Annotated in this window: 10 protein-coding genes; 1 reads left to right on the top strand and 9 read right to left on the bottom strand. The window is 42.0% G+C overall.

The genetic code is table 11. The features are described from left to right. Positions 1-90 precede the first annotated feature (90 nt). From QFZ77_RS22350 to QFZ77_RS37905, 8 genes are all read right to left on the bottom strand, one after another. Entirely contained in the window at positions 91-375 is a 285-nt protein-coding gene (locus QFZ77_RS22350) for an NUDIX hydrolase (protein ID WP_307449739.1), read from the bottom strand. After that, on the bottom strand, positions 318-506 hold the full coding sequence (locus QFZ77_RS22345) for a hypothetical protein (RefSeq protein ID WP_307442774.1): 189 nt from the start codon (positions 504-506) through the stop codon (positions 318-320). The genes QFZ77_RS22350 and QFZ77_RS22345 overlap by 58 nt, the downstream gene beginning before the upstream one ends. Before the next feature lie 93 nt (positions 507-599). Next, positions 600-1,154, bottom strand: coding sequence for a GNAT family N-acetyltransferase (locus QFZ77_RS22340; RefSeq protein WP_307442773.1), 555 nt, complete (start codon positions 1,152-1,154; stop codon positions 600-602). Between the two features lie 143 nt (positions 1,155-1,297). Beyond that, positions 1,298-1,930, bottom strand: a complete 633-nt coding sequence (locus tag QFZ77_RS22335) for a zinc dependent phospholipase C family protein (protein ID WP_307442772.1) — start codon at positions 1,928-1,930, stop codon at positions 1,298-1,300. Between the two features lie 651 nt (positions 1,931-2,581). Beyond that, the gene (gene ppsA / locus QFZ77_RS22330) at positions 2,582-5,200 is read right to left on the bottom strand and encodes a phosphoenolpyruvate synthase (protein WP_307442771.1); all 2,619 of its coding nucleotides are present in this window, start codon (positions 5,198-5,200) and stop codon (positions 2,582-2,584) included. Positions 5,201-5,626: 426 nt separating this feature from the next. Further along, entirely contained in the window at positions 5,627-6,049 is a 423-nt protein-coding gene (locus QFZ77_RS22325) for a hypothetical protein (RefSeq protein WP_307442770.1), read from the bottom strand. 655 nt (positions 6,050-6,704) lie between these two features. Beyond that, entirely contained in the window at positions 6,705-8,549 is a 1,845-nt protein-coding gene (locus QFZ77_RS22320; RefSeq protein ID WP_307442769.1) for a stalk domain-containing protein, read from the bottom strand. Between the two features lie 44 nt (positions 8,550-8,593). After that, entirely contained in the window at positions 8,594-8,725 is a 132-nt protein-coding gene (locus tag QFZ77_RS37905; protein WP_373462637.1) for an NINE protein, read from the bottom strand. Between the two features lie 276 nt (positions 8,726-9,001). Here QFZ77_RS37905 and QFZ77_RS22315 point away from each other — a divergent pair, with 276 nt between their 5' ends. Further along, a complete protein-coding gene (locus tag QFZ77_RS22315) occupies positions 9,002-9,604 on the top strand; it encodes a helix-turn-helix domain-containing protein (RefSeq protein ID WP_307442768.1) in 603 nt (200 codons plus the stop codon). Between the two features lie 295 nt (positions 9,605-9,899). Here QFZ77_RS22315 and ltrA read toward each other — a convergent pair whose 3' ends face one another. Further along, positions 9,900-11,693, bottom strand: a complete 1,794-nt coding sequence (gene ltrA, locus QFZ77_RS22310) for a group II intron reverse transcriptase/maturase (protein WP_307442765.1) — start codon at positions 11,691-11,693, stop codon at positions 9,900-9,902. Positions 11,694-11,747: the final 54 nt, after the last annotated feature.

The following is an 11,747-nucleotide window of genomic DNA, read 5'->3' as shown; positions in this document are numbered from 1 at the left end:
AAATACAAATAAGTTGTGAAGTAGTAGTTACAACTATGTATTTATAGGTCTCACTCAACTAACGTTCTCCGCTTAGTTGAGCGGAAGCGTTTAATCAGTTAGAAGTATACTTTTGCTCATCTTCACTTGTTCAATCATATGCCCTATATTTCCTTCACCTGCAAATAGGGTCATGTCGAAATAATCTTGATTCAAATCAGACCAATATAATTCATTTTCATCCCCTGAGACCATGACGTTACTCTTCAATTTGCCGACATAAACTTCAACATAGCAATGATGCAAATAGTATTTAAAATCCATTACATGATGCAAAGTTACATCCTCTCTTGAAATGCTGGTTTCTTCAAATAGTTCTCTGTAAGCAGCTTCAATCCCCGTTTCTCCACTCTCGATTTTCCGCCAACCAGATTACTTAAACCTTTATAGGGGTTCTTTAATCGTTTGCACATTAGCAGCCGATCCATATCTTTACTATATATCATAAGAACGTTATACCCTTGCATGAGCAGATCCCCTTATTTGTATAATTTCGAGTATACATTTATTCGATAATCTTGTTATCGGCAGCCATGTCGTCATTGCACTATTGTTCCTCGTTAGCTTAACAAGCCTTCTTTTAAATAATCTGATTTGACCATTCCGTAAAACACTAAATCTTCGTAGATTCCCCACTTCAATACATGCTGAGGGAAAGTGCCTTCTTCTTTCATACCGATTTTTCTCATTATCTTATATGACCCAGGATTTTTTGTCATTGCAGCGGTAAAAATGCGATTTAAGTCTAAATCTTCAAATCCAAATTGAATGATCCTACGAGCAGCTTCTGTTGCAAATCCTTGCCCCCAAAATGGTTGACCTACCCAGTAAGCAAGTTCAGCACGTTTATGCTTTCGAGATACTCCCATACTCATATTGCCAATCAATGATCCATCTTCCTTTTTTATCATCGCAAAAGCATAACTATCCCCTTTTTCTGAGGATTGACGAACATTTTCAATCCATTCTTCCGCTGCACCATCTGGGTAAGGATGAGGAATTGCTAGAGTTGTGCGTGCTACTTCTTCGTTGCCTGCTAGTTGTTGAACCATTCTTGCATCAGATAACTCAAAAAACCTAAGTAATAAACGAGTTGTTTCAAAATTTAGTGCCATATTTTGTCCTCCATTTTTCTCTTATTATATATTGTTAGTTTAGTATTTGTATAAAATTTCCTTAAATCTACTGCCCGTTACTTGAATGAACAAAGAAAGGAGCTGCAGCTATGCAAGCTCCTTCACTATCGTTCCTCGTTAGCTTAATCGTGTGTGGAATCAGAAGTAATTTCTTCAATGACAGCAATAGCCATAGATTTCGATAAGTTTATGTATTCGATAATGTCATCAAAATTATATACTTCAAGTTCGCAATCCTTATTTTTTTCTATAATTTCAAAATCTCCGTACATCTCTTCAATAAATTTTTGTAAGTCGTCTTGAGTTACATAATCTATTTCTCTCGGGAGAGCATCAATCTCCAACCAATCTTTTAGGTATCCCATATCATAATGGCAAAGTAATTTTGTATTCATTTTTCTAAAATCTGAATGCCATCTTGATAAAAAGGTCGGGTCTAAGTCTTGCTTCTGCTTCAATTCATATGGGTAATAGATATACTCCATCCACACGTTATCGGAAATTAAATGAGTCAAATATCCTAACGAGTAGTCATCCTTTATATCAGATAAGTATGTAGCAATGTATCTTTCATAATTTACTTGCCTAGTTCTTTTGTCTACATCTCCTTCGAAATAATGTGTAATAACTTTCCTTTCAAACGAGAAAGCAGCATCAGGCGCAATTGAACCAATTAAAAAATCTCTCTTGTTTCTTACAGCAAGGCTAGAAGCGACCATCTCACCAATTATTAAATGCATCAACCGCGAACCCATAAACCCCCTCCTTAATCCACATTTTACCATGCGATTTGAGTTATAACTAACCTGCCCGTTAAAAGTAAGTCCAGATTTCAGCTATATTTTAACCGACCTAACCTCCTTTATTGTCATCCGTCGGGAATGAGATAAAGTTCTTGTCAGAATCGGGAATGGGATAAAGTTCTTGTCATTTGGTTTTGACAAGAACTTTATCCCATAAAACAGAAAAGCCGCGAATTCCGCGGCCATTAATGAGATAATGTTTTTGTCACCCGACAGTTGTCGGATGACAAGAACTTTATCTCATTCCCGCTCGCATAATGCCTTTAAAAAAACACCGCCTTTTTTTTCGAAATTTACAAGCTGAAAATCACCGAATTTATTATCGCTTTTTATTCCCAAATCTTCATTGTTAATGCTCCTTTGCACCGTCAAACTCGAAACTTTTATGCCCGTTACTTGAACAGGCTGCCCAGTATCTCAGTATCTCGGCAGCCTGTGTTATTATTGTGCTATCGTTTCCATTACTGCAATAAATTTACTGCCAATTACCTAACTAAGATGGGTAGATAAAAGGACGAACAGGGTAACCGCCCTTTTATCCATGACAGGTTGCATTTAATGCCGTCCATTATAACAGAGGCTCTTACTTGACGTATTCAGCCATTACAATATTTCGATATACCCTTCTGTTCCATGCACGCGAATTCGTTGCCCATCTTTTATCAGTTTGGTAGCATTTTCTACTCCGACAACTGCTGGTAAGCCATATTCACGTGCGATAACTGCTCCATGGGTCATCAGTCCACCAACTTCGGTGACTAGTCCTTTAATGGATACAAACAATGGTGTCCAGCCAGGGTCAGTAAAGGAGGTGACTAATATATCTCCATCTTCTAGATCAGCATCTTCCATGTTTAAGATGACACGTGCTCGTCCCTCTATTACTCCGGAAGAAACAGGCAGACCTACAATGGCTTCCGCCGGAAGATTTTCTCGTTTGTACTTACCCGCAATGATTTCACCATCAGACGTGATTACACGTGGGGGAGTTAGTTTATCAAAAAATTTGTAATCATCTTTTCGTTTGCTGATGATTTGATAATCCAGTTTGTTTGTGCGTACGACTTCGTGAAGTTCTTCAAAAGTAAGGTAGTATATATCTTCTTTTTCATGAATAACGTTGGCTTGTACGAGTTGTTCGGCTTCTTTCAGTAAAGCTTGCTTATATACGAAGTAGCGACTAATCATGCCGTATTTTGGATATTCCCGATAACCGATGAAATTCCGGATTAGGCTGATCACTCGTTTTGTCTCGTTGGCTTTTCGATTACCATCCGGTAATTGTTTCAATCGATCTAATAACTCTTGTTCTTTTCTCAAAGCTTCCTGTCGCCCTTGCTCAAATTTCCGATTGCCAGCATTAGGCTCAAAGTTTTTGATGTTACCCAGAATCATCGGGACAAGTGTAATTGGTTTTTCACTCCAACGAGTTTTAGTCATATCGATTTCTCCGGCACATCGCATGCCGTATTTATTGAGATACGCATAGATAGCGTCTTGAGTTTCCTGTCCACCATCAAACTTAATCAGTTCATCCAAAAAGTTATCATCTTTTATATGCTGTAAAAAATCAATGACTTCTGGATAAGGACGAATCACATCTGCGACATCCAATAGCGCCAATCCCATTTCCGAAGTAATATTATTTGGTACAGATTGAGAAAGGGTATCTGCTACGTTTTTTTCACCTAACCACTCGTTCATTTTTTCATTGATCCATGATGAAGCATTCATAGCAGTCATAAACACAGCCGTACTTTGTGGGTCAAATAAAATCTTTTTTAATTGCTGGATATCTTCTAAAATAAAATCCAATAAATTTGATCCTGATTTCGTTTGGATATTTTGTTTTAACTCTTCTATCGATGTTTGACTACTCTTAATCAAATCAGAAGCGATTGTCGGATCGTTTTCGATTTGTGCTTGAAAATCCGAAGACGATATATCTTCATTGCTTTTAATGGAACTAGGTATTTTTTTACCATCATCTGGTGACGATTTTATAAAATCTTCTCGCTCTACGATGGTCATGAGTGCGTCTTTTATGAGCGGATCGGATTTTCCCGAGGCATCTATGATCATTTGTCTGCTGACAGGTGAAGCAAGCATATGTGTAACATCAACAAACAACCTTCCGCCAGCTCTACGCATGGGTGCACGAGTCGTTAACAGGTAAAAAGACAATCCCAGTGGTTTCATAGGATCGGTCATCATTTGTTGATGACCAACAGATATATAGACGTGATTTTCTTGATCATTCGCTTCAGGGATGGGGAATAAGGTCGTGATTGGCCGACTCTGGACAATATAAAATGTATCATCAACCAAACACCATTCGATATCTTGTGGGTAACCAAAATATGCTTCGATCTGTCTTCCGATGCGTGCCAGTTGTAAAATTTGTTGTTCAGTAAGTGTTTGAGTCTTTTGCTGATCAGGATCGATCTGCTTTGTCTCAGTTCCGCCTTCTTTTCGTCCATAGATAGCCAATTTTTTGGTTGCAATCCTCTTATTGACGATTTCCCCATCCTGTACTTTATAACTATCGGCAGATACCAAGCCAGAGACCAGCGCTTCTCCAAGTCCAAAACTGGCATCGATTGATAGCAACTTTCGGTTGGAAGTAATTGGATCAGCGGTAAATAAAATCCCTGAAGCCTGTGGGAAAACCATCCTTTGAATGATAACGGATAAATAAACTTGACTGTGGTCAAATTCATTTTGCATACGATAGATTACCGCGCGATCCGTAAATAGGGAAGCCCAACATTTGCTGATATGCTGCAAGATTGCTTCTTTGCCGATGATATTTAAATAGGTGTCTTGTTGACCAGCAAAAGAGGCATGTGGTAAATCTTCAGCAGTCGCACTAGAACGCACTGCATAAGCATGTTCATCACCAAACTGGGAGAGATAGTGAGTAACTGCTTTCACAACATCGGAAGGAATTTCTACTTCCATAATGATTTGTCGAATCTTCTTGCTGATTTCACCAATTTGAGCTCGATCTTCTACTTTTAGTATTGTTAGTCGATCCAACAAAGCAGGATACGTTTCGTTTTGTTCGATGGCTTTTTGATATCCCACTGTAGTAACACAAAATCCTTCTGGTACTTGTATTCCTTCAATTTTTGATAATTCCCCTAAATTTAACCCTTTTCCGCCAACGAGCAAAAGCTGCGTTTTTTCCATTTCCTGAAAACCGAGAACCAAAGAACTCATTCAATATCTCTCCTAACCATTAAATTGAGAAAAAACATTTGACAAGAGTTTACCGGCATGGTATTATTAAAGTGTAGGATACAATAATTATGCCCATGTAAATTGTAAAAGTCGTAATTTGATTATATCATCGTGTCTGTTTATATGCAATATAAAAGAACCTGATAAAGCTACCCAGGTTCTTTTTTGATTTCCCGCTATCATTAGTCACATCAAAAACCATGGTTCGAGCCGAACTCCTCCACTGCATAGTTCCCTAGCGGTCCTATGCAGCCTAAGGAAATCCTGAAGTTGCGTCGGGTTCTTATTGAGCTAACCTCCCGTTGAAAAAAGACTGCCACAAGGCGCCTTAATGAGATTTAACTATTGTCTCCCCTTAGTATAAAGCCACTCCAATGACATGGAGTGGCTTCTTTGAATTGTGCATTAAAGCCCCGACTTTTTGCGCACCGGGTATAGCATCGTAAAGTCGAATGTTTCGATTTCCGTATAGGGGATTGTGAGAGCGTTCAACGGTTCAAGCGGAACCGTCTCCATCCCGAGTACTCCTTCACGCCGATCGAGCTCATAATCGGGCGACTGCTCTAGCCACGCAAACATCGCATCATATACAAGCCACATGTGTGCCTCATTCCCGTACACGCGGGCGCTCGCACAGAGCCCTCCACTTACCTCCAGAGTCTCAATGCTATCCTGTACATCTCCGAACTCGCGAACCGCCAGTCCGACCCAGAGCGTATCGACTTGCTTGCTCCATTGCTCCTGCGGAATGAGCACATACGCTGAGGGCACATCAGTGAGTCTCTCATCCCTAATGGGGACCTGCGCTGTAAGCGTGCTCCACGCCACCCGCGTGCCGCTCTTGTCAGGTGTCATCCCCGTCCGTACTGCCAAGGCCTTGAAAGGCGCCACTTCAACTAACTCAACCGCTATCTTCTTCTGCAAGATACCCTCTCCTCTCTTCACGATTATCCATGATGAAGACATCCTGCTAAATATATTCACCGGTTTCCAGAAAAAACCTTTTTTTATAAATAAGATTAAGCTATCCTGTCCGTTTAATCTGTAAGGCCAGATTCCGTTTATCCACCTCATTCGCTTCAAGCCATCCGTCGGGAATGGGATAAAGTTCTTGTCACCCGATAAATGCGTTTAAGTCTAGTGATGATGTCGGATGACATGCGAAAAAGAGAACGCACAAAGCGGATCCGGTGTCCTAAACTGCTTGGTTTTAATCGCTTTGTTTGTTTGGCCAAATAGTCTTTTAGCAGATTTAAAGATATCTCCTCTATTTCGAGATTACCTATTTCGCGGATCAACATCTTAACTGAAGATAGTAAGCTTTAAGCTTTTAATGTATGTGGACTGAACCCCAATGTTCGTTTATCAGCTTCATACAGCATCCATAACTCGTCTAATTTCATAGAAATACCCTCCCAGTTCATCTAATAATTTTAGCTTTACTAGAATCTGACTCGCATTAGTTAAAAACACCGTCCCTTAATCAGGACGCCGGAAGGTTCAACTTGATCTGCGTTAGTTGTTTTTGATAGAGTACATTGCTCTCATATCGATCTCTCAGGGTATCTGTGCTCAAAATATAATGCGCGTTCGCGCCGACTCCCCAGAGCGTTCCTTCCTGCTTAAGTATCAAGGATTGACGGTTGCCAGCTTCCACAGCCTTAACTGATCCAAGATGCGGCACCTTGAATGGCTTAGTTGAGCTATACCCGATCTCCAAGCTTCCAAGCTGCCCGTACTCGTTACTACCCCACGCAAACAGATTTCCATCCCGGTCTACTGCTAGAGCATGATCATGACCGACATCGACCTGTAAGATATTCGCTAGACCTTCCACACGCAATGGTTCGGGATTATCGGCATTTCCTATACCGAATACGCTTTTGACGCCCCATGTCCAGACGGTGCCATCGCTTTGGAGAGCCACCGCAAAATTATTATTGTTCGAAACGGCAACAATGTCGTTGAGAGTGCCGAGGTGCTTCAATTCGGAACTTGTCGGCTGAGTCTGCCAGACCGTGCCGTCCTTCTTGAGTACCACCGTAAAGTCAAAGCCAGGGCTGGCGGAGCGGACATCCGCCCATGAGGTCTGATAAGGCTTTTTGTAGATGATCTCGTTCAACTTGTACGCTTGTCCTAATTTGCCATTGTAGTTTGATCCCCACGCGAATACGCGTCCGTCTCGGCCAACCGCGAAAACGCCGGAATGAGCCATCTCCACAGATGCAATGTCTCGGAGTCCCTCTACTTGCCTGGGGATGACGGTCGTTTCATATTTTTGTTCACCGGTACCCCATAAGGCGGCATTGTTAAAGCCCCAGACCCATACGGTGCCATCCTTCTTTAGAGCAATGCCGGCATCGCTATCCACTTTTGCCTCCACAACATCCTCCAGAATCAGGGTCGGCCTCTCGTAAAATTGCCCCCATGTCCATAAAGTCCCTTCATCAGTCACCACCACCACGTTGGTGGTAGTGATGTGCATTTTGCGTATGGAAGGTGGAAGGGACGTCTCGTGCTTTGCCCAATTGCCCACGTTATTCTGCGACGCTGCGTTCTGCAGCAGGGCGAATTGATTCTTTAATCCGTCATTTTGAAGATCTAGGCTTATCTCCGCATAGCCCTCTTCCACAAGCTTCGCATTCAAAAAAGCTCCGTCCTCCAAGTACACAGCCGCATGTAAATGCTTGTTCCGGTCACGTTCACCTCGGATTTCCATAGATACTTTCGGATCATCCTGCAACAGCGACCTGATATATGCCGTCGCCTCTTGACCGTTATGAATGGGGGCAATACCGGCAAGCCGAACCGTATCTGCTTCGCCCTTTTCGGCCCCATCGTTATATCGGATCGTAAGATACAACCCGTCCATCACCTGTTCGACTAGGATGTTGCGCTTCACGGAAAAGACAATGGTTACAGTACGGGCATCTTCATTCCAGCCTACTTCCGCCCCTATTGCTTCCGCTAGAAAGCGAACCGGCAACAAGGTAGTCCCATTAACAATTCGACCAGGGGTTTCCAGCCTAAACTCGGAGTTGTTCTTATAGACGACCACTTCTCCGATTGTATAAGTGAGCTTGATTCCCCCAAGCTGAACCTCCACGGTCTGGGTCTCGGCGAACCACCGGACCGTTGCTCCCACTTCCTCGAAAATCCCTCGCATTGGCACAAGCACACTGCCGTCCTCCACAATCGTAGGGTTTTCAAATTGGACATCGTTGCCGTTCATCAGGACCGATATCGGGCGTGTTTCAGCCGCCTGAGACTTCGTAATCGGAAAAAAACCTAGTAGGATAATCAAAACGAGTAATATTCGGGTTTTCATATTAATTCTCCTTAATGGTTGAGTGTAATTGAGTATGACACATATTACAGTACTAATTGAAAACATCCCGTTGCAAACTTCTTAAAATAAAAACGATGAGCACCGATACACCCTAAAAGATCAGTAATATATAAGCAATAACGATGCTTTTTCCTTACCCAAAAATTCCCTCCCATTAATGGACTTTAGTTAATTTTTTCCACTAAATATTATTCGTAAGTATTTGAATGTTTGTGACTTACATCACGCATCACTTGCGTTGCTTTGGAACTGCAACAAATGTAATAGGCTTCAACAGCAACTTTAATCTTAAATAATGGACGATCCAATAGCGGTAACTGATACACACTCCTCCCTATAACTTAATAAAAAGAGCAGGCTGCCACTGATATGCTCCCCTAACAGTAGACAGGTGAAATAATAAAACCTTCTATTGTTAGGGGAGCTTTTTCATGGTTAACGGAAAATACTGCGCTTCGAAGAAACTCGCTATACTTGAGCAAATAAAAAGTGGAGAAATTGGTTTTAACGCTGCAGTGAAGAAATACGGTATCAACAAAACGACTTTAATGAAATGGCGGCGGCGTTACAACATCAATGGTTATGAAGGGCTGGAAATTCGTACTCATAATCGAAGTTATAGTGCAGAGCTTAAGCTTCAAGCGGTGATGGATTACCTGGATGGTAAGCTATCAAAATACCAGATTATCGATAAATATAAGATTGCGAGTACAACACAGCTCTCCAACTGGATTAAGAAGTATAATGGTCATAGCAGCTTAAAAGCCTATAAAGGGGAAGCAACAGCTATGACAAAGAGTCGCACTACGACGTGGCAGGAACGGATCGATATGGTTCAATACTGTCTGGCACATCAGCATAATTATCAAAAGACAGCGAACCACTTTCAGGTCTCCTATCAGCAAGTGTATCAATGGGTGAAGAAATTAGCGCTAGATAATGATCCTGAAAAAAGCAGTACTGGAAAAGGACTTATTATTTTTGGACTCCTCATGATCGTACTAGGAGTAATACTTTTTAGCATTTTATCTTAATTCTCAAAAATGCTTTCAATGGACACCTATACTAATCTCCGCCACTCCTCTTAAATGTCATTTTCATTAGTTTTTCGATAATATACCCTTCCCTCAACGAAAAAGCAGCCGATCGTTCTGGCCGGCTGCCGTCGTGTCTTTATTCAACTAACGGTTGCAATAGGTAAGCATTTGATGTAATCTCCAGCTTTTCCCCTGCTCCACACGGAGCGTGCCAGTTTCCAAGCACTCCGCGTTCCCTCTAATTAAATGTACTTGATCATAAGTTCCTCGTTACTCATTGATTTGGGATATGTTAAACTGGTTCTAAAGCATATTTTTCACGGTAGTTGTTGATCTTGTTCATCATCAATTCCGTTAGACCCAGTCTATTCTTGAGTACGTCAATCGTCTGTATCTGAGTTAGAAGTATAAGTTGTTGCACCTCTGTGTGGAGGATACGCAAATTGTTAAACTTGTCGTTTCCACCTAGGTGCAACGGGATGTAGTGGTGGCAGTGAACATCGGATGCGAAAAGGTGCATGCCTGTAATTTCGCATTTCCCCATTTTCATGCTATACCGACTAATCCGATTATCCATATATTGGGCACTCTGATTCGGGATGCTAGATGTCGTTAGAAAGTAAATTTCCTGACGTAAATCTGGGCGAAGCTTTTTGTGTATTTGTTCTCTGCCTGCTGTGGTAAAGAGCGAAAGTCCTGTACTAAAGCCCATCGTATTCTTTGTTTTCACATTGGCTAGAGGATATAAATAAACATCCGCTACTTTGAAAGTCCTGTAACCAAAGCTGTAAAATTTGCTGTAAGTTGGCGGTGGGTTTGCAGGATGCTCGTATTTCCCGATTTGTTTAAGACGATTGTACATGAAAGCTCGCAGATCGTAGGCAAGACGTGAGAACGCAACACTAACATGTGTTGCCCGATTGAAGTAGTTATGAATTCCTAAAACAAAGCTGTTGAACCGTGCAGCGGTTAGAGCCGTTGGCGATGCCCTCATTTTGAGAATGTGTTTCTTGGCTTCGCTTTTGATTTTCTGCCTTTTGTTGGCTTTAATACCCGTATGCGCAACTCTCTTTTGACCCTTCTTGTTCGCGCGGATTGTAAACCCAAGGAATTCAGACTCTCGTTTTCGCAGATTGATGATTTGCGATTTTTCTGGTGAGACGTCGAGTTTCAGACGGTCTTTGAGATACAGGACTACCGCATGATACCATCTATGGGCTGACTTCCAATCGCGGCAAATGATTTTGAAGTCGTCGGCGTAACGCACCAGATAGCCTTCTTTCAGACTAGACCGTATTTTCGCAGCCCTTTCGCCAGTTCTTGATTTGAAAGGTTTTGTCAGCGGAAAGAGTTCCCATTGACCAGCCACCCAGTGATCGAGGTCATTCAGCACAATGTTCGAGAGCAGTGTTGAGAGCAAGCCTCCCTGAGGCACGCCTTTTGAAGGTATTCCTTCCCCCTCGATTTCAGCTTTTAGCATTTTAGAGATGCACGCTAAAACCTGTCTATCCTGAATACCCATATTCCAAAGTTGCTTCCCGAGCAAAGTATGGTTGACGTTGTCGAAAAACCCCAATATGTCAATGTCGACTACAAAATGCATCGACGCCTGATTGATGAGAAATTGAACTCTTGCCATGGCATGGTGTGTCGATCGAAGGGGTCTGAAACCATAGCTATGGTTGTAAAATTGGGCTTCAGCTATGGGCTCAAAGACTTGCTTGAAGCACTGTTGAATGATGCGATCGAGGATGCAAGGGATGCCAAGCGGTCTCCATTTGCCGTTGTCTTTTTCGATAAGTTTCCGTCTGACTTTCTTGGGACGGTAGTTTTCTAGTCTGCTTTGGATTTCACTCACTAATTCGTGTTCGGGTCGTTGTTCGATGTCTTTAATGGTTAACCCATCTGTTCCTGGTGTCTTTGATCCTTTATTGGATTTCATTGTGCGGTAAGCCAGCAAGATATTTTCTCTAGATGTGACGATCTCGTAGAGGTGTGAAAAGGTTTCTTTGTTTGCCGCTCTTGCATACAACTCCGTAAATGATTCCGTCATGCCGTAATACTCCCAATTTCGTAAAGCTTGCACTGTGGCACCCCTCCTTGACGAAGTGATGTTCCCACGTTCCTACCTGATCGGTGC

Origin of the sequence: Paenibacillus sp. V4I3 (assembly GCF_030817215.1) — a bacterium.
Classification (GTDB): domain Bacteria; phylum Bacillota; class Bacilli; order Paenibacillales; family NBRC-103111; genus Paenibacillus_E.
The sequence above is the reverse complement of the archived record's forward strand: the minus strand, read 5'-3'. Positions and strand labels throughout refer to the sequence as shown.

Bases quoted from the DNA above. Each gene is read 5' to 3' on its own strand.
- QFZ77_RS22345 (WP_307442774.1), bottom strand. From the start codon at position 506: ATGCAAGGGTATAACGTTCTTATGATATATAGTAAAGATATGGATCGG.
- QFZ77_RS22340 (WP_307442773.1), bottom strand. From the start codon at position 1,154: ATGGCACTAAATTTTGAAACAACTCGTTTATTACTTAGGTTTTTTGAG.
- QFZ77_RS22335 (WP_307442772.1), bottom strand. From the start codon at position 1,930: ATGGGTTCGCGGTTGATGCATTTAATAATTGGTGAGATGGTCGCTTCT.
- ppsA (WP_307442771.1), bottom strand. From the start codon at position 5,200: ATGAGTTCTTTGGTTCTCGGTTTTCAGGAAATGGAAAAAACGCAGCTT.
- QFZ77_RS22320 (WP_307442769.1), bottom strand. From the start codon at position 8,549: ATGAAAACCCGAATATTACTCGTTTTGATTATCCTACTAGGTTTTTTT.
- QFZ77_RS37905 (WP_373462637.1), bottom strand. From the start codon at position 8,725: ATGGGAGGGAATTTTTGGGTAAGGAAAAAGCATCGTTATTGCTTATAT.
- QFZ77_RS22315 (WP_307442768.1), top strand. From the start codon at position 9,002: ATGGTTAACGGAAAATACTGCGCTTCGAAGAAACTCGCTATACTTGAG.